The organism is Brevibacterium sp. GP-SGM9, assembly GCF_047300845.1.
Taxonomy (GTDB): Bacteria; Actinomycetota; Actinomycetes; order Actinomycetales; family Brevibacteriaceae; genus Brevibacterium.
In genome coordinates this window covers 2,843,947-2,864,743 of sequence record NZ_CP178563.1, presented here as the reverse complement: position 1 = coordinate 2,864,743, position 20,797 = coordinate 2,843,947, and the positions used below count along the sequence as shown (strand labels likewise).

Below are 20,797 nucleotides of genomic sequence, written 5' to 3'. Positions count from 1 at the left end.
GCTTAGGGTGGGAGGGTGAGAATCGCTACCTGGAATGTGAACTCGATCCGCGCCCGCCACGATCGCATCGGGGCCTGGCTGGATCGCACCGATGTCGACGTCCTGGCCATACAGGAACTCAAGTGCAAGGACGAGCAGTTCCCGGAGGACCTGTTCACCTCCCGCGGCTACGAGGTCAGCTTCCACGGCTTCAGCCAGTGGAACGGAGTGGCGATCGCCTCTCGGGTCGGCCTGGCGGACACGGAGATCGGCTTCGCCGACATCCCCTCCTTCGGCGAGGAGCCCGTGGTCGAGGCCCGCGCCCTGTCCGCCGACTGCGGGGGCGTGCGCGTGTACTCCCTCTACGTGCCCAACGGTCGCGAGCTCGACCACCCGCACTACGGCTATAAACTCGAGTGGTACAAGGCGCTGACCGCCGACATCTCGGCACAGCTGACCCAGGACCCCGAGCGGAAGCTCGTGCTCTGCGGCGATTTCAACGTCGCCCCCTTGGACGAGGACGTGTGGGACATGGCCGAATTCGAAGGTGCCACCCACGTCTCCGATGCCGAACGTCGGGCCTTCGAGGACCTCCTCGGCGCGGGACTGAGTGAGGTCTCCCGCCAATTCACACCCGGCCCCGGGGTCTACACCTTCTGGGACTACCAGAAGCTGCGCTTCCCGAAGAAACAGGGGATGCGCATCGACTTCCAGCTCGCCTCTCCGGCCCTGGCATCGACCGCGGCGGCGGGCTCGATCGACCGTGAGGAGCGTAAGGGCAAGGGCGCATCCGATCACGCACCCGTGATCATCGACTACGACCTGTAGTTACGACCTGCAGACACGACCGGCAGATACGACCTCCAGACCGCTCGCGGCTCGCCGCGCCGACACCGATCGGCGCTTCTGCGCCCTCCTCCCGACCACCATTCGGACCGAAAGCATGGACATCCCTCTCGTCTTCTGGTGAAGTTGAAGCAGATGCGAGGAAGGTGACGAGGATGTCAGCAACTGTCCGCGAACTGGTCGATGAGGCCTACGACCGGCGTGAGTCCACATGGCGGGCCGCCCTGGAGACGGTCAACGACTGGGTCGAGTCCGCCCGCTCCACCTCCCCGCTCCTCGCGGGCGACCGGGTTCGGCCGGGCGCCGGGCGGATCAAGGATCGACTCCGCACCGGGGAGAAGCTGCGACGCAAGCTCGCCGACGCCAATGACGAGATCCACGAAGCCGTCGAGGTGGAGAACCAGGTCATCGATGTCGTCGGGACTCGCGTGGTGTGCCGGACCGAACGTGAGCAGTCGGCCCTGTGGAACCTCCTCGTCGACCGCAACGACGATTCGAACGTCTCCGTCGCCGAGGTGCGCGACTATTCCGCCGGACCGAAGCCCTCCGGGTACCGCGGCCGGCACCTCATCATCGAAGTCCCCTTCGACGCCGAACCCTCGGTCCTCGTCGAACTCCAGCTGCGCACGATCATGCAGGACGCCTGGTGCGTGCTCGCCGAGGAGCACCTGTTCAAACCCGGTCAGGCGCTGAAGTCCGACGCCCAGCAGGAACGGCTCTCCCTCATCCTCTCCGGTCTGCTCGCCGAGGCGGACTCCGTCGCCGGCTTCATCGCCGACGACGTCGGCGCCTATCTGGGCATGGGCAACGCCTCACCGCCGCGGGACCTCGATGACCTCGAGGAGACTGCCGATCCGGCCATCGAAGTCACGATCCGCGAGCTCAACCATTCCTATGTCCTCGCCGCCGACGAGGTGGGGCGGCACGGGATCATCCGGCTGGAGAATCTCGGACTGACTCCGGACAATCCCGAGCACTCGGCTTTCCCGCATCCCGGGGACAAGCTGCAGGTGCGCATGGACGAGTCGAACACCACCCGCTATTTCATCCCCGTCGCCGACGAACGCTGAGGCGGATTCTCCGGCCGGGGGCCGACGGCGGATCCCACCGGGTCAGACGGTGCCGTCTTCGAGGCGCTTGAGTGTATCCAGCGACCACCGGAAGCTGTGCTCGAAGTCCCTGATGCCGATCACGAACTCTTCCGAGCCCAGATCCCAGCTGATGTCGAGCGAATGCTCGGCGACGTCCTCCGCGAGGTCCGAGGCCACCTCGTCGTGGAGCTTCTTGAGGTCGACCTTGCGCAGCTTCTCGGCGTCGGCGAATTTCGTTCCGCCCGCGTCGTCGTCATCGACCGCGGGAGCGCTGCCCTTCGCGAAGTTGACGACCTTCCCTGTGCCTTCCTTCGTCCGTCCGGTCACCGACAGCGTGTCCCCGGAGCCGCGGACCGCGGCGAATCGGGTGAGGCCGGCGTCGGCGGCGGCTCCGATCGCCGTGGGCATCGTATCCTTCTGCCACAGCCTCACCTCCACGAGGTCCGTGGGAACGGAGCCCTCGGGAGTCGGTTCCTGCGCCGGGTCCGTCGTCGACTCGGCGGATGACTCGGCCGATGAATCGGCGGCACCCGAGATGCCCGCGGACACGCGGTCGGTGACGAAATAGGACGCCGCACCGATGAGCACGACGCCTGCCGCGCCGGAGAGGAGCCGGCGACGACTCAGCCGCCTCTGCTCCTTCTCGAGTGTCTCGTCCTCCCAGTGGAAGGGGATGTCGGCAACGAGTCCGTCGAGGGTGTCGAAGCTCTCGGCACCCTCGGCGGCGGTGACGCGCTCGGCCTGCTCGGCGGTGTCGATCCGACCGTCGGCGAGGGCCTCGTTGATCGCCGTGATGTACGGTTCCCGTTCGTCGCGGGAGGGCCGCAGTGACTTCTTCCGATTCGCCATCTCAGTCCTCATCCTGCCGGGCGATGCTCAGAAGCTGGCTGCCGTCCTTCGTCCATTCGAGTGAGCCCGAACCGACGCCGTAGTCATCGCCTTCGACGTAGACCGAGATCGTCGGCTCGCCGTCGCCGGACGTCGTGATCTCGGCACGTGTGACGGTCTTGCCCCCGAGCTTGTCGAGGGCGCCGCGGCACATCGTGGGGATGAGGTCGAAGTCGATGCCCTCGAGTGTGAACAGGGTGTCGTTCCGGCCCAGGTGCGCGGAGGGCTGCACCTCGATCTCGTCGCCGGCGTAGCTCTGGATCGAATCGAGTCCGTTGCGGTTCTTCGGACTCCTCGCGCTCGCGGTGAAGTCACCCGAGGAGAAGCTCATGAACTGGAAGTCCCGGTATCCCTTCTTCTTCACCGCGGCGACGACGCCCTCGATCGCGGTCGCGTCCGTGGGATAGTCGGTCGTCTGCGACTGCGTGGATTCGGCTGCCGGCTCCTCCGAGTCGCCGCCCAGGCCGTCGCTGAACCCGCCGATGGCACCGAGGATCCCGGCACCGATGAAGAAGAGCGATCGGCGGCTGACCTTCGTCGACGTTCTGCCCCGCCGCTGGCGGTCGAGAGCCTCGGCACGAGTCACCGTCGTCGGGAACTCGGTCTCCGGCTGCGGCAGGTCCGCCAGCGCCTCACGGAGTTCATCGGCGCTGTCACCGGACTCGACGAGGGTGGAGCGCCGTTCGAACTCCGCATCGTCGATGCGTCCGTCCGCGTACGCCTGCGACAGTGCCGAACGGAAGGAATCGCGCTCAGCGAAAGAGGGCCGCAGGGAAGTCACCAGAAAATGATGCCACACGGTCTGCGGCGATGCACGATGCGCCCGCCGGGCGCGTACCGACTAGACTTGCATCCCATGGGAAAGAAGTCGAAGCGTTCCAAGGAAGATCTCATCGCCAAGCGTCTGGCCAGGGCCCAGGCCACGGCCTTCGTGGCGCGTCCGTTCGCGGACCTGCCGTTCGAGGCCGACCTCATCTGCCTGCGCGAGCTCGTGCCCGCCGCCACTGCGACGGCGAAGCTCAAGGAGGAGTTCGGCGGACACGAGGTCACCATCACCTCCCTGCTGCCCGCCGCCTGGCAGGCCTGGCACCGTGAGGACGGGCAGATCCTCGCCGGCATGCAGGTGCCCGTGTCCTCGACCGATCCCTCCCGTGACGTCGCCCGCGGAATCCTCACCGCCGCCAAGGCGGCACCCGGCTCGTCCGTGGAGTCGACGACCGAGCCCGGCGAGGGCCCCCGACTGCAGGACATCCTCGATGTCACCCACCCCTTCGATGTGCGCGTGCTCGAGACCTTCGACTACTGGAAGCTGCCCGAGGCCGAGACCGATTCAGATGTCGCCGCGGCCCTCGAGCAGGCCAACGAGTCGATCGCTCCGACGGAGAAGTTCGCCTCGGTGGATTCGGCCTACTGGACCGAGATGTCCGGGCGCACCTACGTCCGCTGGGCCCGCCCCGAGGGCGAGGATCGGATCGTCGATGCGCTGGCCCGCCTGCAGGCGGAGAAAGCCAACGACCTCGGCGGGCCGGGATCCTTCCTCGGCTACTTCCGTGCCCACGGCATCATCGTGCCCGTCTGGGAACTCGAATTCGGCACCCAGGTCGACGACGTCGAAGAGCCCATCGCCGAGTTCGGCAAGCGCCTCGACGAGGCCCTGAACACGAGCGAGCCGCTGAGCACCGAGGCGCGCCGGGTCCGCTCGGGAATCGTCGCCCGCCAGCTGACCATCCACTGAGGCGGCCATGCCTGAGAACTCCCACGCCCCCGCGGCGATCGCCGCGATCATCCCCGCGATGGACGAATCCGCGCGGATCGCTGCGACCGTGGCCTCGGCCAAGCAGATTCCCGGCGTCGACATCGTCATGGTCGTCGACGACGGCTCCTCCGATGACACCGGTCCCCTGGCCCGTCGGGCCGGCGCCGAGGTGGTCACCCACCGGAAGAACAAAGGCAAGGCCGCGGCCATGATGACCGGGGCCTTCGCGATCCGGAATCGGGAGATCTCCGATGCCGATCCCGGTCAGGAACCCGAGCACCGGGCCCTGCTGTTCATCGACGGCGACCTCGAGGACTCCGCCCTGAACACCGCGCCGCTGGCCGCTCCGGTGCTCGCCGGCGAGGCCGATATGACGATCGCGATCCTGCCGGCGCAGAAGCGCAAGGGCGGCGGCTTCGGCTTCGTCGTGGGACTGGCGAAGAAGGGCATCGCCGAACTCTCCGGCTTCGAAGCCACCCAGCCGCTCTCGGGCATGCGCTGCCTGTCCCGGGAGGCCTTCGACGCGGCCCTGCCCTTCGCCGCCGGCTGGGGCGTCGAAGCGGCCATGACCATCGACGTCGTGGGCGCCGGGCTGCGCGTGACCGAGGTCGAATGCGATCTCCACCACCGGGTCACCGGACGGGACCTCAAGGCGCAGCTGCACCGCGCCGCCCAGTACCGCGACGTCGCCCGCGCCATCCTCGTCCGCCGTCTGCGCGCGAAGCGAGGCGGGAAGTGAGCGCGAACCGCTTCGCCTTCCTCGGACCCGAAGCCACCTTCACCGAAGCGGCGCTGCTGAAGTACCTCGACGACACGGGCCTGGCCTCAACCGCGACGACCCAGCCGATGCGCAATGCCGCCGCGGCCCTCGCCGCCGTCCTCGAGGGCGACTGCGATGCCGCCGTGGTCCCGATCGAGAACTCCGTCGAAGGCGGCGTCCCGGCCACGATCGACGCCCTGACAGAGCACGGCCGACTCCAGATCATCGCCGAGGTGGTCGTGCCCGTCCGCTTCGTCCTCGCCGTGAAGCCGGGGACTCCGCGAGAGTCGCTGAGCTCCTTCGGATCCCACCCCCACGGGGAGGCCCAGGTGCGGACCTTCATGTCCGAGCACTTCCCCGATGCCGTCTATCTGCCGACCTCGTCCACGGCCGCAGCCGCGAGGGATCTGGCCAATGACGCCGGAGACCATGTGGCCGCGGTGTGTCCGGCACTAGCGGCCGAACGCTACGGACTCGAGGTCATCGCCGATGACATCGGCGACCGCCAGGACGCGGTCACCCGCTTCGTCGTCGTCTCCCGTCCGGGCCCGATCCCGGCGGCCACCGGCGCGGACAAGACCACCGTGGTCGCGGCCCTGCGCTCCGACCGCGCCGGCGCCCTGCTCGAACTCCTGGAACAGTTCTCCAGCCGCGGGATCAACATGTCGCGGATCGAATCCCGGCCGACCGGGGACGGGCTCGGCCTCTACCAGTTCTCGATCGACCTGCTCGGCCACATCCATGAGGCACGGATGGCCGAGGCCCTGCAGGGCGTCCACCGGGTGACCCTGAAGCTGTGGTTCCTCGGCAGCTACCCCAGTGCGGACGCCTCCGCGGTGCCGGTGGATCCGACGACCACCGACGAGTCCTTCGGATCCGCGGCGGCCTGGTTGGAGTCGACCCTGCGCGGCTGAGGTCGCCGAGGTGACGGTGGCGACCCGCGGTACTGCCCAGTAATCTGGGGGCAGAGGGATCGATCGATCCGACCGCCGACGAAGGAGTCGCCCACGATGAGCTCACCCACCACGCCCCCCGTGTCCACCGAGGTCGACGCCATCATCGTCGGGGCCGGCCTGGCCGGACTCGTCGCCGCCCACGAGCTCACCCAGGCCGGCAGACGAGTCCTCGTCCTCGATCAGGAGAACCGGGCCAACCTCGGCGGGCAGGCGTTCTGGTCCCTCGGCGGACTCTTCCTCATCGATTCCCCCGAGCAGCGCCGCCTCGGCGTCCATGACTCCCTCGAGCTGGCACGACGCGACTGGGCCACCTCGGCGGGATTCGATCGCGCGGAGGACCACTGGCCGCGGAAGTGGGCCGAGGCCTATCTCGAGTTCGCCGCCGGGCAGAAGCGCAGCTACCTGCGTGACCTGGGGCTGCGCCTGACCCCGATCGTCGGCTGGGCCGAACGCGGCGGTTCGGGGGCTTCCGAACACGGCAATTCCGTGCCGCGCTTCCACCTCACCTGGGGCACCGGCCCCGAGGTGGTCCGGGTCTTCCGCGAACCCGTCGAACGCGCCGAGGCGAACGGCCTCGTCGACTTCGCGTTCCGCCATCGCGTGGACGAACTCATCACCGAAGGCGGCGCCGTCGTCGGGGTGCGCGGACGCGTGCTGTCACCGAGCCACACCGCCCGCGGGGTGGCCTCGAACCGGGAGGAGCGCGAGGACTTCGTGCTCCGCGCTCCTGCCGTGATCGTCACCAGCGGCGGGATCGGGCACAACTTCGATCTCATGCGCAGGTACTGGCCGGTCGAGCGCCTCGGCGAGTTCCCGGACACGATGCTCGCCGGGGTTCCCGCCCATGTGGACGGGCGGATGCTCGCCATCTCCGAGGACGCCGGGGCGAGCCTGATCAACCGGGACCGGATCTGGGCGTACACGGAAGGCATCGAGAACTGGAATCCGATCTGGCCGAATCACGGCATCCGGATCATCCCGGGCCCGTCGTCGATGTGGTTCGATGCGGAGGGCCGACGGTTTCCGGCACCGAACTATCCCGGCTTCGACACCAACCGGACGATGCGCACGATCCTCGAGAGCGGGTACGACTACTCGTGGTTCGTGCTCAACGAGTCGATCATCCGCAAGGAGTTCGCCCTCTCGGGTTCGGAGCAGAACCCGGACATCACGAAGAAGGACCTGCGGGTCACGCTCGATCGGGTGCGCTCGAGCGATGCGCCGGCACCGGTCGAGGCGTTCAAACGCTACGGCTCGGACTTCGTCGTCGCCGAGACCACCGAGGAGCTCGTTGCGGGGATGAACGCCCGTTCGCGTGGGCCGCTCATCGACCACGACCGGCTCGTGGCCCAGATCGTCGAACGCGATGGGCAGATGGACAACGGGTTCTCCAAGGACGCGCAGGTCCAGGCGATCCACAATGCCCGGTCCTACCTCGGCGACAAGATCGTGCGGGCGGCCAAGCCGCACAAGATCCTCGATCCGGCTCACGGTCCGCTCATCGCGGTGCGGTTGAGCCTGCTCTCCCGCAAGACCCTCGGCGGGCTCGAGACGAACCTCGACGGGCAGGTCATCGGGAGCTCAGGTGCACCGATTCCCGGACTCTTCGCCGCCGGTGAGGTGTCCGGCTTCGGCGGGGGCGGCATGCACGGGTACAACGCGCTGGAGGGCACCTTCCTCGGCGGCTGCATCTTCTCGGGCCTGCGGGCCGGGCGCGGGGTGGCAGATGGCTCAAGTGAGGGGAACTGAGATGACGTCGAACAACCGCACCGCACTCGTCACCGGCGGCACCTCCGGCATCGGAGCGGCCGTGGTCCGGATGCTCGCCTCCCGCGGCACCCGGGTGCTCGCGACCAGCCGGAACCCCGAAGCGATCGCCGAATCCGCCCGGATCCCCGGCGTGGACTATCTGCCGCTCGACCTCTCCGAACCGAACAGCATCACGGCACTGGCCGGCCGTCTCGACGAGGTCGACATCCTCGTCAACAATGCCGGCGAGAGCCAGTCCGGACCGTTCGAGGAGCTGCCGGTCGCGGCGATCGAGCGGCTGTTCCGCACGAACGTCTTCGGCGCGGTGCAGCTGAGTCAGCTGGTGCTCCCGCATATGCGCGCCCGTGGGCACGGTCGCGTCATCATGGTCGGGTCGATGCTCGCGAGCTTCCCCTTGGCCCATCGCAGCTCCTACGTCGCCTCGAAGGCGGCGCTGCGCGGTTTCGCCACGGCCGCCAGACAGGAGCTCTCCCCATTCGGCGTGTGGGTCAGCGTCGTCGAACCCGGGTCGATCGCCACCGGGATCGGGCAGCGACGCACGAAGTACCTCGATGAGGGCTCCGTCTATGCCGAGGACGTGAGCACGATGCTTGAGCACCTCGATGCCAATGAGCGCGGTGGGATCTCCGCCGACACGGTCGCGGCGACCATCCTCAAGCCCATCGAGGCGCAGCGGCCCCGCGAGTTCTACTCGGTGGGCAGTCGCTCGCCGTTGCCGTTCCTGCTCAAGCGGGCACTCCGCCGAGGTGTGATGTCACGGATCGTCGCCCGCCAACACGGGCTGTCGGGGCGCTGAGGGCGGGCCCCTCCTCCTACTGGAACCGAGACGGGATGAGGTGCTGGGTCGTCGAGATCCCGAGCACCCGCTGCTGCCGCGAGAGGTTGTAGGTCCGGTCGTGCTGGAGGTACTCGACGAGGAAGAGCCTGGCCATATCCCCGCGCTTGAAGAAGGTCCGGATCTTCAGTCCCACCTTCGCCGAGACGAGCGCCTTGTCCTTGGCAACGCCTTCGATGACGACCGGCTCGTAGCCCATCCTCGCGAAGTGCGTGGCCACGGCGTCCTTGAGCCGGTACGGGGTGGGGTCGCCGATGTTGAACGGGCCCGACGCCGAGGGCACATCGAGACAGGCGAGCGCCGCCCGCACGACATTGTCGACATGGGTCAGGGTGATCTTCTGACGGCCGCCGCCCGGCAGCCGCAGCACTCCCCGCTTCGCACTGTCGCGGAGGAAGGGCATGAGCATCGTCTCGCCCGGACCGTAGACCGCTGCCGGCCGCAGGATCGCGGCATCGGGGCGGATCCGGGCCACGAGCTGTTCGGCAAGGGCATGGGTACGCGAGTAGGCATCGCCGAAGTCCTGGGGGTCCTTCGGTCCGGCCTCTTCCCACAGGTCGGAGTGGGGAGCGGTCGAGGAGTACACCGTCGTCGATGACAGGTGGACGATCCGAGCCTTCGGGAAGGCGTCGAGGACGTTCCTCGTCCCGGTCACCCGGACCGCATAGAGATCGTCGTCAGCGGCGCTGATCGAGGCGATGCCGGCACAGTGGAAGACGGCGGTGGCCTTCGCGGCCAGGGACTGCACGGGCGCCGGTGCGGGCTGCGTGATGTCCCAGTGCTGGTAGTTCACGCCGGGCAGTTCGGGGTCGCGTCGGCACAGTGCGTAGACCGTCTCACCGCGCTCGGCCAGCGCACGCGCGATGGCACCGCCGATGAAGCCGCTGGCTCCGGTCACAATCACCGCCACGTCGATTCCTCCCTCATCCGTCTGCTCCGAACCTCACCACGCTCATCAACCTCGGTGCTGCCAGTGCGGTTCCCGTTTGCCCAGGAACGCATCGATGCCCTCCTGCGCATCGGCGGCGATCGCGTTCTCCGCCATCACCTGAGACATCCGCTCATAGGCCTCGGCCAGGGGCAGCTCACGCTGTTCGTAGAACGCCGCCTTGCCTATGGCAACTGTAGCCGACGAGGCGGACGCGACCGTGCGCGCCAGCTCCAGGGTCGCGGACTCGAGCTCCTCGTCGGCCACGAGGTCGGAGATGAGACCGAAGCCGAGGGCATCCTCGGCGGAGAGGAACTCACCGGTCAGCAGCATCCGCATCGCCGTCTTCGCCGGCACCGCGCGGGAGAGGGCGACCATCGGCGTCGAGCAGAACAGGCCGATCTTCACCCCGGGAGTGGCGAACCGTGCCGAACGGGCCGCCACCGCGAGATCGCATCCGGCCACCAGCTGACAGCCCGCCGCCGTGGCCACCCCTTGAACCTCGGCGATGACCGGCTGCGGGATCGCCTGAATGGTCTGCATCAGCTCGGCACAGGCGGCGAACGTCGCCTGCTGGGCCTCGAGATCCGCACCGCGGATCTCCTTGAGGTCATGACCGGAACTGAACACGTGCCCCGCGGTCCGCAGGATCACTGCGCGCACATCGGTCCGCCGCCCCACCTCGGCGAGGGTGTCACTGAGCTCTGCCATCACGGACCGCGACAGCGCATTGCGGGTTTCGGGCTCGTTGATCGTCACGGACGCGACGCCGTCGTCGTCGAGGAGTGAGAATACAATTGAGTCGGACATAATCACATTCTGCCAAAGTTCGACTCGACCGATGCGGACGCTGTGCCCGAATCCCGCTGCTGCGAAGGCTGCGCAGGCAGTCTCGGTCAGGTGGGGCCGGAGGGCCAGACGCGAGGGAGAGACGCATGACCACGCTGCTCATGATCATCGGCTTCGGTGCCGCAACCTCGGTGGTGGTCGGACTCGGTCAGAAGCTCAAACTCCCCTGGCCGGCGCTCATGGTCCTCATCGGCATCGCCGGTGCCTTCATCCCCACCTTCGCCGAGATCACGATCGAGCCCGAGCTCATCCTCCCCCTCTTCCTGCCGCCGCTGCTCTTCGCGGCCGCGCAGAAGACATCGTGGGCGCTGTTCTCGATCCGCTGGCGCACGATCCTCGGCATGGCCGTGGCCTTGGTCGGCGTGACCGTGGCCGCCGTGGCCGGATCGGCCCTGTTCCTCATCCCGGGGATCTCGATCGCCGCGGCCATCGCGCTCGGGGCGATGCTCGCCCCGCCCGATCCCGTGGCCGTCGACGCGGTCGCCGGCACCGTCTCGATACCCCGCCGGATCATGTCGACGCTGCAGTCCGAGGGCCTGTTCAACGACGCCGCCTCCCTCGTCATCTTCCAGACCGCGATGGCAGCGGCGATGGCCGGCACCGAGGTGGACTTCGGTGAGCTCGCCGTGTCCTTCGTCATCTCCGCGGTGGTCGCGATCCTCATCGGGCTCGCCGTCGTCTTCGTCGTGTGGTGGGTGATGGAGAAGATCGACCACACCATAGCCCGCTCCTCGCTCATGCTCATGCTGCCCTTCGGGGTCTACCTCATCGCCGAGCACTTCCACGCCAGCGGCGTCATCGCCGTCGTCGTCGCCGCCCTCGAGGTCCGCCGCCGCGACGTCGAGGGCAACTCGGCCGAACGCGTCACGCAGGCCTCGACCTGGCAGGTCCTCGAGATGCTCATCACCGGGATCGCCTTCGGGCTCATCGGCCTCGACCTGCGCATGGTCGTCGAATCCGAGCACGCCGATCTCGGCCGAGCGGTGCTTGTGGGCCTGGCGATCGCGGCCGTGATCATCGCCGTGCGCTTCGGCTGGCTGCTGCTGGGCACTCTCATCGAACGCAGGCGCACGCACGAGGATCCCGATGCGGCGCCGCTCAACCTCCGCGATGCCACGCTGATGACCTGGGGCGGGATGCGGGGGCTGGCGACGATCGCCCTGGCGCTGTCGATTCCGGCGACCACCGACACCGGCGAGCCCTTCCCCGGCCGGTCCTACATCCTCGTCGCGGCCGCCGTGATCCTCCTCGTCACGCTCGTGCTTGCGGGGCTGACCTTCCCGGCCGTCGTCGACGGACTCGGCATCGACGACGAGGCGGAGAAGGAGCGGGCGGCGACGAAGGCGATCGCGATGCGCGCCTACAAGGCGGCCCTGCACCAGATCAAGACCGATGAGTCCCTCCCCGACGAGGTCGCCGAACCCCTGCGCGCGAGGTTCAAGATGCTCTACATCCAGCTGCTGGGCACCTCGGATGACCAGGCCAGCTCCGATCAGGCCGCTGCCTTCCGGGAGAACCGCGAACAGATGCTGCAGGTGCAGAAGCGGGCGATGCAGACGGCCCGCGCCGAGGTGCTCAGGGCCAGACGTGAGAGAGGAACCGACCCGGAGGTCGCTGACAAGGTGCTGCGCCGCTTCGACCTCCAGTCCGTGCTCGTGCTCTGAGGTTCAGGCGGCGGCCGCGGGCCGTTTCCTGACGCGCGACCGCGGCTGGGATTGCGGGCTGGGCCCGCGAGATTTTCCTTCCCTAAACAAAGTTGAGTGGAATAGACTCAACTCTGCAGATGTTGAACTCTTCGAGAGCTATTTCAGAACACTTTTGAAGGAGTTGCGTATGGACGCACAGATGACAACCAAGTCACGGGAGGCGCTGCAGACGGCGATCAACGACGTCGTCGCACGCCGGAACAATCAGATCGAACCGGCCCACCTCGTCGCGGCCCTGCTCCAGCAGCAGGATTCGCTGGCCGCGAGCCTGCTGACGAAGGTCGGTGCCGATCCGCGGGCCGTGCTGACCGCCCTCGAGGCCGTCATCGGCGGCCTGCCCACGGTCAGCGGTTCGACCGTGTCTCAGCCGAGCCTGTCCCGGGCCGGTCTCGAGATGATGAACCTCGCGCAGGAGGAGATGACCGCACTCGGCGATCAGTTCGTCTCCACCGAGCACCTGCTGCTCGCCGCGGCCGCCGGACAGGAGGGCGCCGGCAATGCTCTGCGCTCTGCCGGTGCCACCCGCGACGCCCTGCTTGCGGCCCTGCCGGATCTGCGCGGCGGCAAGAAGGTCACCTCGGAGAATCCCGAGGAGACGATGCAGTCGCTGGAGAAGTTCGGCATCGACCTCACCGCCACCGCCCGCGAGGGCAAGCTCGATCCGGTCATCGGCCGCGACAAGGAGGTGCGCCGGGTCGTCCAGGTGCTCTCCCGCCGGACGAAGAACAACCCCGTCCTCATCGGTGAGCCCGGCGTCGGCAAGACCGCCGTCGTCGAAGGCCTCGCCCAGCGGATCGTCGCCGGCGACGTGCCCGAGTCGCTGCGGGACAAGACCCTGATCAGCCTCGACCTCTCCGCGATGGTTGCGGGTGCGAAGTACCGGGGCGAATTCGAGGAGCGGCTCAAGGCCGTGCTCGAGGAGATCAAGAACGCCGACGGGCAGATCATCACCTTCATCGACGAGCTGCACACCATCGTCGGGGCGGGTGCCGGCGGCGATTCCTCGATGGATGCCGGAAACATGCTCAAGCCGATGCTCGCCCGCGGTGAGCTGCGGATGATCGGGGCGACGACCCTCGACGAGTACCGCGAGAACATCGAGAAGGACCCCGCCCTCGAACGCCGCTTCCAGCAGGTGTTCGTCGATGAGCCGAGCGTCGAGGACACGATCGCGATCCTCCGCGGACTCAAGGAGCGCTACGAGGCTCACCACAAGGTCTCGATCAACGACGGCGCTCTGGTCGCCGCGGCCACCATGTCCAATCGCTACATCACCGGACGGCAGCTGCCCGACAAGGCCATCGACCTCGTCGACGAGGCGGCCAGCCGGCTGCGGATGGAGATCGACTCGGCCCCGGTCGAGATCGACGAGCTCCGCCGTGCCGTCGACCGCCTGAAGATGGAGGACATGGCGCTGGCGAAGGAGACGGATTCGGCCTCGGTCGAGCGCCTCGGCGCCCTGCGTGCCGACCTGGCCGACAAGGAGGAGGAGCTGCGCGGGCTTGAGGCGACCTGGGAATCCCAGCGAGCCGGCCTCAACCGCGTCGGCGAGCTGAAGACGAAACTCGACGAGCTGCGCTCCCAGGCCGACCGGGCCCAGCGCGATACGGATCTCGAGACGGCCTCCCGGCTGCTTTACGGGGAGATCCCCGCCGTGCAGAAGGAGATCGCCGAGGCCGAAGCCGAGGAGGCTCAGGCCGAGGCCGGGCAGGCTGGCGATCCGATGGTCTCCGACAAGGTCTCGAGCAATGACATCGCCGAGGTGGTCTCCTCCTGGACGGGCATCCCCGCGGGTCGGCTCATGCAGGGTGAGATCGAGAAGCTCCTCGGGGCGGAGAACGTGCTCGGACAGCGGCTGATCGGTCAGAAGGACGCGGTCGCCGCGGTCTCCGATGCCATCCGCCGTTCGCGGGCCGGCGTCGCCGATCCGGATCGGCCGACCGGCTCGTTCCTCTTCCTCGGACCCACCGGCGTGGGCAAGACGGAGCTCGCGAAGTCACTCGCGGACTTTCTCTTCGACGATGAGAAGGCCCTGATCAGGATCGATATGAGCGAGTACGGCGACAAGCACACGGTCTCCCGTCTCGTCGGCGCTCCTCCCGGCTACGTCGGCTACGACGAAGGCGGACAGCTCACCGAGGCGGTGCGCCGCCGCCCCTACTCCGTGGTCCTGCTCGACGAGGTGGAGAAGGCCCATCCGTCCGTCTTCGACATCCTGCTGCAGGTCCTCGATGACGGTCGGCTCACCGACGGTCAGGGACGCACGGTCGACTTCAGGAACACCATCCTGATCCTGACCTCGAACCTCGGTTCGCAGTTCCTCGTCGACAGGTCGCTGTCGGAGACCGAGCGGCGGGAGAAGGTCATGGACGTCGTCCATTCGACCTTCAAGCCCGAGTTCCTCAACCGCCTCGACGACATCGTCCTCTTCGATGCGCTGAGCACCGAAGAGCTGTCATCGATCGTCGACCTCCAGATCCAGCGACTCTCGCAGCGGCTGGCCGAACGGCGGATCTCGATCGAGGTCACCGATGCGGCCGAGGACTGGCTGGCCCTCGAGGGCTACGATCCGGCCTACGGTGCCAGGCCGCTGCGCAGGCTGGTCCAGCGTCAGATCGGCGACAAGCTGGCCCGCGCTCTGCTGGCCGGTGATGTCGAGGACGGTGACACCGTCATCGTCGATCTCCCCGACGACCCCGAGGCGAGCGGCCTGGAGCTGCGCCCCAAGCGGTGATGCGGCGCCCCCGGCGGTGATGCCGCAAGAGCTCGGTCTGCGTGCACCAGATCTGTCTGCAGACAGGTCTCTGGTCCGCAGACCGAGCTCTTTGCATGCGCGCCGGCTCAGGTCTTCGCCGTGTCCTTCCGCGGCGTTGTCGTCGTCCACCAGCGGTGGAGGAACGCGCTGAGTTTGGCGAAGCTGCGGTCGCGGATGAAGATCGCATCGACGGCGATCATCGTCAGCGAGAACCACGGCAGCCCCATGAGCAGGGCGATGCCCAAGTGGAACGAGAGGATGCCGAGCAGCCCGATGATGCGCGTGTAGCGGTTGAAGAGCATGAACGGGAACGCACACTGGAAGAGCACCGATCCCCATGAGATCGCCACGACCGCCGGACCCCACGCGGTGACCAGGTCAGAGAGGACGGGCCAGGTCCCGAACTGCTGCGTGTGCAGGGGGTTGTAGACGGCGAAGCCGTGCTGCCAGGCACTGCCGCCGGCCTTGTAGAGACCGCCCGACATGTAGATCGCGCAGACCTGGAAGGCGAGCACCACGATCGCGAGGTTGTTGGCCATGATCAGCGCCCACCGCCACTGACCGCCGTCGGCGTCGGGGAAGTCGGCGTTGCGTCGGCGCCGGCGCGCATCGAGTGACCAGCGTCTGGTCGTGTCCGCGAAGAGCAGTGCGATCATGAACATCCGGTAGGCGTTGTCGCCCTGATCGCCGGCCCCGTCATTGAGCTCGATGAAGCTGACCCACAGAACCAGGTAGAACGGCAGGATGATGCGGGTGTGCCAGCCCAGCGTGATGACCACGGCGAGGACGGCCAGGGCGAGCATCATCACCGTGAACAGCGGCGGAGTCGTCACCACTCGGTGGAAGAGGGAGAAGAGCCAGATGTTCGGGAAGTCGCTCTGCGGCTCCGCGATCTCCCCGCTCCAGGCGTTGCCCACACCGAAGGTGTAATGCCTGGCGTTGAAGTTCGTGAGGATGAGGCCGAGTCCGGTGATGCCGATGAGGATCCGCGTCACCGCCAGGCCGTAGGTCGCGTGATAGCGGCCGGTGAGCATCTCCTCAAGCCAGTTCCAGCCGCGCGAGATGTTCGTGCGCACCTGGGTCGTGATCGGCAGCCGCTCCTCCGCCGAGGCGGCCGCGGACTCGCGCGTAGGTTCGGCGTTGCGCGGGCGCTCGGTGGTATCGCGCTGCGGTTCGCGGCTCTCGGTCCGCGTCGTCTCGTCACTGCTCACCGACGCACCTCACTTCATCCGAGGCGCAGAAGTACTTCGCGAATTCCTCATCCGACTGCTGGTCCTCTGTCACCAGTGCCCTCCACCCGACGGGAACCGGCTGGATCTTCGGTCGCTCGGCGGACTTGTCGTTGCGTTCGGAGAAGGGGACGACATTCTGCCGGGCCGCCTGATACTGCACGCGCTGCACGTCATCACCCCAGATCGCCTTGGCGACCTGGGTGGCATAGGCCGTGGCGGTGTGTTCGCTGTCCAGATAGGAGCTCACAGTGTTCTTCGGGTCCTCATACTCATCGAGCTTCGTCTTGAGCCGCTCGGCCGAATCGTCGCCCTTGAAGTAGTCGAGCTTGACGATCGCCTTCTGATCATCGGGCAGGTCCTCCCACTCCCCCTTCAGATCGGAGGCCACACCGACACCCAGACCCGCCGAACGGGGAGGGAAGAGCTTGTAGGTCGAGTGGTCGAGTTCGACATCGGTCGCCCGCACCCACTCGGTGATCTCCTCACCGTTGCCGGTCGAGATCACCGCACGGACATCGAAGTAGTAGTCGCCGTTGATCGGCTCGGGGGCGAAGACGCTCCAGGACTGACCCCACATCGGAATCATGTACTTCGAGAGCAGGTCGCCGGGAATCACCTCCCGCAGCGCCGAGGACGGGGCGATCCACAGAAAGCTCGCGAAGAGGTGGAAGCCCGTGATCGCCATGGCGATGACCATGAGCGTCCGCTTGATCACCGGCCGAGGCCGCGACTTCACCTCAGTCGTCTTGTTGTCCATCTCAGTTCCAGAATCCTATCGGCCGATACGACGGTCGCGCCCGCCTGACCGAGCAGAGGCTCAACATTCTCTCGGTAAGTCAGGCGATGACACTCAGACTCTAGGGTACTTCAGCTGAAGCAAGGACGCCCTCATCATCTGCTGATCGTCGCCGACACCGTCCACCGGGCCTCGGGCACCGCCCGCCGGGACGCACATCCCGGGCACCTGACCACAGGGCACGGGCCCCAACTCATTCCTCCCCGCGCAGCCACGCTTTGACCGTCTCGGTGCTCTCCCCCAGCGTCGGCGGGGCCAGGTCATAGCTGACCGGGGTCTCGGACAGGCCGATCGGGTTGGCCACCGTCGGGATCACCCGGCCCCCGGCCCCCGCCTCGGCGACGGGATCGAGACCCAAGGACGAGGCGAGGTCCACGCCCTGGGCGATCGTGTTGATCGGCGCGCAGGGCAGTCCCGCCTCGGTGAGGATGTCGAACCATTCCTGGTTCGTGCGCATACTCAGGGCGGCGATGAGCGCGGGCTCGAGCTCGGCACGGTTGACGTTGCGGTCGGCGAAGTTCGCGAAGCGCTCGTCGGCCGCCCATTCGGGATGACCGAGCACCTCGGCGAGCTTCTTGAACTGGTTGTCGTTGCCGACGGCGATGATGATCTGGCCCTGCGCGGTGGGCATCGGCTGGTACGGGTAGAGGCTCGGGTGGGCGTTGCCCATCGCCTGCGGCACGACCCCGCCGGCCACATAGGCCGAAGTCTGATTCGCCAGGCCGGAGAGCGCCGAGGACAGCAGATTCGTCTCCACGTGCTGGCCGATGCCGGTGTCCTTGCGGTGGGCGAGCGCGGCGAGGATGCCCACCGTCGTGTGCAGTCCGGTGAACACGTCGACAACAGCGACACCGGCCTTGACCGGGCCCGATTCCTCGGAACCGGTGACACTCATGAACCCCGAGAGCCCCTGGATGAGCAGGTCGTAACCGGGCTGCGGGTTGTTCGGGCCGAACCCGGTCACCGAGGCATAGACGATGCCCGGGTTGCCTGCCTTGACCGTGTCGTAGTCGAGGCCGTACTTCGCCAGTCCCCCGGCCTTGAAGTTCTCCACGAGGATGTCGGCCCGACGCGCGAGCTCCTGGGCGGCGGCGAGGTCGTCAGCGTCCTTGAAGTCGAGGACGACGGAGTGCTTGTTCCGGTTCGCCGTGAGGAAATAGGTCGCATCATCGTCTCGCCGAGGCGGGGCCCAGTGCCGCGTGTCATCGCCGGTGCGGCCCTCGACCTTGATCACCGTGGCGCCGAGGTCGGCGAGCATCATCGTCGCGTAGGGGCCGGCCAGCACTCGGGAGAAGTCGGCGACGACCACCCCCGCCAGAGGGCCGGTTCCCGCGCGCCCGAATGCGTCCTGCTGATCCTCATGCTCCACCTGCTGCCTCCTTCGGCGCCGTCGTCGACCGACCTGCGAAAAATCGGATCGTGCTCTCCGGCCAGACTATACGGTCACTCGAATCGGATTCTCACGGGATCGGTGGGTTGCCCGGTGCGGATACCGGCGAATCCTGCCGTCCGCCTCTCGCCCTCATGTCGTCCGGCTCTCGCCCTCCAGAACCGCGCGGTCGCCTGCGAAATCCGTCGTCCCGCGCGGCGCTGTGCTGGTTAGACTCGGAGGACAAACACCGTTCGAGGCCCGAGCGCAGCGAACCCGAACCGGAACGGTCGTGCCTGCCGATACCGGATGCGCCTCGGCGGGTGGGATTCGAACCCCGCCCGGGCCGAGCACCGACGACACACGAGAAGGAAGAACGATGACGTTTCACATGCCTGCGGAGACAGCCGCTCAGGACCGGATCTGGATGGCGTTCCCGTCCTCGGGCTATGCGCTCGGCGATACCGAAGCCGACGCCGAGGCGGCCCGCGCCACCTGGGCTGCCGTGGCCCGTTCCACCAGCGAGTTCACCCCGGTGACCGTCGTCGTCGCAAGCGAGCAGACCGAACACGCCCGGCGCCACCTCGGCGCGGGGATCACGCACCCGATCACGATCGTCAACGCCGAACTCGATGATGCGTGGATGCGCGATATCGGGCCGAGCTTCGTTTTCGACGATGGCGGTCAGCTGCGGGCGGTGGACTGGGTATTCAACGGCTGGGGCGCACAGGAGTGGGCGAAGTGGGACCATGATGAGCACATCGGCCGTTTCGTCGCCGAACTCGCCGAGGTGCCCGTCGTCGATTCCTCGCTGCGCAACGAAGGCGGCGGCTTCCACGTCGACGGCCGCGGAACGGTGCTCGCGACCCGCAGTGTGCAGCTCGACCAGGGCCGGAATCCGGAACTGACCGAGGCGGACGTCGAGGCCGAGTTCGCGCGCATGCTCGGTGCTCGGAAGGTCATCTGGCTCGACCGGGGTCTGCACCGGGACAACCAGACCTTCGGCACCCGCGGGCACGTCGACATCGTCGCCGCCATGCCGAGCCCCGGTGTCGTGCTCGTCCACGACCAGCGCAATCCCGAACACCCGGACTTCGAATTCAGCCGAGCGGTCAAGGACCAGTTCGCCAGCGAGACCACGGCCGATGGGCAGCTCTTCGAGGTCGTGCCGATTCCCGCCCCCGAGGCGCTCACCGACGAGGAGGGGTGGGTCGACTACTCCTACGTCAATCACCTGGTCACCAACGACGGGGTCATCGCCTGCACCTTCGACGATCCGGCCGACGCCGAGGCGATCGCGGTGCTCGAGAGCGTCTACCCGGGGCGGAAGGTCGTCGGGGTCGACGCGCGTGAGCTCTTCGCCCGCGGCGGAGGCATCCACTGCATCACTCAGCAGCAGCCGAGCCTCGGATGACCGCCGCGCCCTGAAGTTTCCTTTCACCGACACGGGATGCGCAGTATAAGCTGGTGAACCAGGACACTGTGCCGATGCGCTGATCAACTCGGTCACCGGATCGTGGCACGCATCCTTTTGGAAGCAGTCACGGCAAGCTGAGAAGGAGAGCAGAAAAATGAAGAAGAGATTGATTCTCCTGGCTGGTCTGGGAGTCGGATTCATCCTCGGATCACGCACAGGGCGCCAGAGCTACGAACGACTCAAGGCCCAGGCTCAGGATCTTTGGACCGACCCGCGCGTGCAGGACACCGTCGAGAAGGCCAACCAGTCGATCCGCGAAAAGTCCCCGGCCGTCGCCGATGCTGTCCAGGACACCGTTGAGAAGGTCAATGCCGCCGCCACCGGCGTCGATTCCTCGGTCTCGGAGTTCGACGGCGATGAGGACGACTCCGCAAGCACCTCCGACGGTTCCGGCTCCACATCGACGTCATCCTCGAACGCACCATCCACGGGCGCGGCATCGTCTGGCGCGAATGCCGCCTCGACCGGGGCAGGCGCGTCTGCACCGAGCACCGGCTCGGCGAAGTCGGGATCCGGTGCCGGCGCCGCGAAGTCGGGCTCAGGCTCGGCGAAATCGGCCTCGTCCTCGACCGGCTCGAACGCCGCGAAGTCGAGTTCGAGTAAGTCCTCGGTCCCCAAGCCCAGCGAGGTCAAGCACGACCCGCACGCGGCCGGGGCGGCCAAGTCCCAGGACACTCTCGCCGATCCCGAGCGCAGTCTCGACGATGAGGGACCTGCAGGAGTCCCCAGCGAAGACTGAACCCTCCGACGAGGGCTGAACACTCAGCGAGGGCCCAACTCTCCACAGTGGGCTGAGCACCAACC

General features: G+C 67.4%; 18 protein-coding genes. 11 read left to right on the top strand and 7 right to left on the bottom strand.

The window, feature by feature from the left end:
* The first annotated feature begins 15 nt into the window (after positions 1 to 15).
* Both ACH82I_RS12925 and ACH82I_RS12920 read left to right on the top strand, forming a co-directional pair.
* On the top strand, positions 16 to 807 hold the full coding sequence (locus ACH82I_RS12925) for an exodeoxyribonuclease III (protein ID WP_413333146.1): 792 nt from the start codon (positions 16 to 18) through the stop codon (positions 805 to 807).
* 173 nt (positions 808 to 980) lie between these two features.
* Positions 981 to 1,895, top strand: a complete 915-nt coding sequence (locus ACH82I_RS12920; protein WP_413333144.1) for a GTP pyrophosphokinase family protein — start codon at positions 981 to 983, stop codon at positions 1,893 to 1,895.
* 42 nt (positions 1,896 to 1,937) lie between these two features.
* Here the strand turns inward: ACH82I_RS12920 and ACH82I_RS12915 are convergent, their stop codons facing one another.
* Both ACH82I_RS12915 and ACH82I_RS12910 read right to left on the bottom strand, forming a co-directional pair.
* Complete coding sequence (locus ACH82I_RS12915; RefSeq protein ID WP_413333143.1) at positions 1,938 to 2,765, bottom strand: DUF1707 SHOCT-like domain-containing protein; 828 nt, start codon at positions 2,763 to 2,765, stop codon at positions 1,938 to 1,940.
* 1 nt (position 2,766) lies between these two features.
* Positions 2,767 to 3,585, bottom strand: a complete 819-nt coding sequence (locus ACH82I_RS12910; RefSeq protein WP_413333141.1) for a DUF1707 SHOCT-like domain-containing protein — start codon at positions 3,583 to 3,585, stop codon at positions 2,767 to 2,769.
* 75 nt (positions 3,586 to 3,660) lie between these two features.
* Here ACH82I_RS12910 and ACH82I_RS12905 point away from each other — a divergent pair, with 75 nt between their 5' ends.
* From ACH82I_RS12905 to ACH82I_RS12885, 5 genes are all read left to right on the top strand, one after another.
* Positions 3,661 to 4,539, top strand: coding sequence for a DUF5926 family protein (locus ACH82I_RS12905; protein ID WP_413333139.1), 879 nt, complete (start codon positions 3,661 to 3,663; stop codon positions 4,537 to 4,539).
* 7 nt (positions 4,540 to 4,546) lie between these two features.
* Positions 4,547 to 5,299 (top strand): glycosyltransferase, encoded by a 753-nt coding sequence (locus ACH82I_RS12900; protein ID WP_413333138.1) that lies wholly within the window; start codon positions 4,547 to 4,549, stop codon positions 5,297 to 5,299.
* Positions 5,296 to 6,234, top strand: a complete 939-nt coding sequence (pheA, locus tag ACH82I_RS12895; RefSeq protein ID WP_413333136.1) for a prephenate dehydratase — start codon at positions 5,296 to 5,298, stop codon at positions 6,232 to 6,234. The genes ACH82I_RS12900 and pheA overlap by 4 nt, the downstream gene beginning before the upstream one ends.
* Positions 6,235 to 6,330: 96 nt before the next feature.
* Entirely contained in the window at positions 6,331 to 8,025 is a 1,695-nt protein-coding gene (locus ACH82I_RS12890) for an FAD-binding dehydrogenase (protein ID WP_230746171.1), read from the top strand.
* A 1-nt stretch (position 8,026) separates the two neighbouring features.
* Positions 8,027 to 8,842: an SDR family oxidoreductase gene (locus tag ACH82I_RS12885; RefSeq protein WP_413333133.1), complete on the top strand. Its 816-nt coding sequence runs from the start codon at positions 8,027 to 8,029 to the stop codon at positions 8,840 to 8,842.
* 16 nt (positions 8,843 to 8,858) lie between these two features.
* Here the strand turns inward: ACH82I_RS12885 and ACH82I_RS12880 are convergent, their stop codons facing one another.
* A complete protein-coding gene (locus ACH82I_RS12880) occupies positions 8,859 to 9,791 on the bottom strand; it encodes an NAD-dependent epimerase/dehydratase family protein (protein ID WP_230746175.1) in 933 nt (310 codons plus the stop codon).
* A 45-nt stretch (positions 9,792 to 9,836) separates the two neighbouring features.
* Positions 9,837 to 10,619, bottom strand: coding sequence for an enoyl-CoA hydratase (locus tag ACH82I_RS12875; RefSeq protein WP_413333130.1), 783 nt, complete (start codon positions 10,617 to 10,619; stop codon positions 9,837 to 9,839).
* A gap of 125 nt (positions 10,620 to 10,744) precedes the next feature.
* On the opposite strand from ACH82I_RS12875, the gene ACH82I_RS12870 reads away from it, so the two are divergent.
* Together ACH82I_RS12870 and clpB are read left to right on the top strand one after the other, a co-directional pair.
* On the top strand, positions 10,745 to 12,322 hold the full coding sequence (locus ACH82I_RS12870; protein ID WP_413333128.1) for a Na+/H+ antiporter: 1,578 nt from the start codon (positions 10,745 to 10,747) through the stop codon (positions 12,320 to 12,322).
* 169 nt (positions 12,323 to 12,491) lie between these two features.
* Positions 12,492 to 15,098: an ATP-dependent chaperone ClpB gene (gene clpB / locus ACH82I_RS12865; protein ID WP_413333126.1), complete on the top strand. Its 2,607-nt coding sequence runs from the start codon at positions 12,492 to 12,494 to the stop codon at positions 15,096 to 15,098.
* Positions 15,099 to 15,205: 107 nt separating this feature from the next.
* Here the strand turns inward: clpB and ACH82I_RS12860 are convergent, their stop codons facing one another.
* The 3 genes from ACH82I_RS12860 to ACH82I_RS12850 all read right to left on the bottom strand — a co-directional run bounded on the left by ACH82I_RS12860 (position 15,206) and on the right by ACH82I_RS12850 (position 18,516).
* On the bottom strand, positions 15,206 to 16,330 hold the full coding sequence (locus ACH82I_RS12860; protein WP_413333124.1) for an HTTM domain-containing protein: 1,125 nt from the start codon (positions 16,328 to 16,330) through the stop codon (positions 15,206 to 15,208).
* Positions 16,320 to 17,108 carry a DUF5819 family protein gene (locus ACH82I_RS12855; protein ID WP_413333122.1) on the bottom strand — a complete coding sequence of 263 codons (789 nt, stop codon included), beginning with the start codon at positions 17,106 to 17,108 and terminating at the stop codon, positions 16,320 to 16,322. The genes ACH82I_RS12860 and ACH82I_RS12855 overlap by 11 nt, the downstream gene beginning before the upstream one ends.
* A gap of 232 nt (positions 17,109 to 17,340) precedes the next feature.
* Positions 17,341 to 18,516, bottom strand: a complete 1,176-nt coding sequence (locus ACH82I_RS12850) for a CaiB/BaiF CoA transferase family protein (RefSeq protein WP_230746186.1) — start codon at positions 18,514 to 18,516, stop codon at positions 17,341 to 17,343.
* Positions 18,517 to 18,895: 379 nt separating this feature from the next.
* On the opposite strand from ACH82I_RS12850, the gene ACH82I_RS12845 reads away from it, so the two are divergent.
* Positions 18,896 to 19,930 carry an agmatine deiminase family protein gene (locus tag ACH82I_RS12845; RefSeq protein ID WP_413333120.1) on the top strand — a complete coding sequence of 345 codons (1,035 nt, stop codon included), beginning with the start codon at positions 18,896 to 18,898 and terminating at the stop codon, positions 19,928 to 19,930.
* 157 nt (positions 19,931 to 20,087) lie between these two features.
* Positions 20,088 to 20,732 (top strand): hypothetical protein, encoded by a 645-nt coding sequence (locus ACH82I_RS12840; protein ID WP_413333118.1) that lies wholly within the window; start codon positions 20,088 to 20,090, stop codon positions 20,730 to 20,732.
* Positions 20,733 to 20,797: the final 65 nt, after the last annotated feature.

Coding starts and splice junctions, on each gene's coding strand:
- ACH82I_RS12855 (WP_413333122.1), bottom strand. CDS start 17,108: ATGGACAACAAGACGACTGAGGTGAAGTCGCGGCCTCGGCCGGTGATC.
- ACH82I_RS12885 (WP_413333133.1), top strand. CDS start 8,027: ATGACGTCGAACAACCGCACCGCACTCGTCACCGGCGGCACCTCCGGC.
- ACH82I_RS12845 (WP_413333120.1), top strand. CDS start 18,896: ATGACGTTTCACATGCCTGCGGAGACAGCCGCTCAGGACCGGATCTGG.
- ACH82I_RS12870 (WP_413333128.1), top strand. CDS start 10,745: ATGACCACGCTGCTCATGATCATCGGCTTCGGTGCCGCAACCTCGGTG.
- ACH82I_RS12900 (WP_413333138.1), top strand. CDS start 4,547: ATGCCTGAGAACTCCCACGCCCCCGCGGCGATCGCCGCGATCATCCCC.
- ACH82I_RS12840 (WP_413333118.1), top strand. CDS start 20,088: ATGAAGAAGAGATTGATTCTCCTGGCTGGTCTGGGAGTCGGATTCATC.
- ACH82I_RS12875 (WP_413333130.1), bottom strand. CDS start 10,619: ATGTCCGACTCAATTGTATTCTCACTCCTCGACGACGACGGCGTCGCG.
- ACH82I_RS12915 (WP_413333143.1), bottom strand. CDS start 2,765: ATGGCGAATCGGAAGAAGTCACTGCGGCCCTCCCGCGACGAACGGGAA.
- clpB (WP_413333126.1), top strand. CDS start 12,492: ATGGACGCACAGATGACAACCAAGTCACGGGAGGCGCTGCAGACGGCG.
- ACH82I_RS12890 (WP_230746171.1), top strand. CDS start 6,331: ATGAGCTCACCCACCACGCCCCCCGTGTCCACCGAGGTCGACGCCATC.
- ACH82I_RS12905 (WP_413333139.1), top strand. CDS start 3,661: ATGGGAAAGAAGTCGAAGCGTTCCAAGGAAGATCTCATCGCCAAGCGT.
- ACH82I_RS12920 (WP_413333144.1), top strand. CDS start 981: ATGTCAGCAACTGTCCGCGAACTGGTCGATGAGGCCTACGACCGGCGT.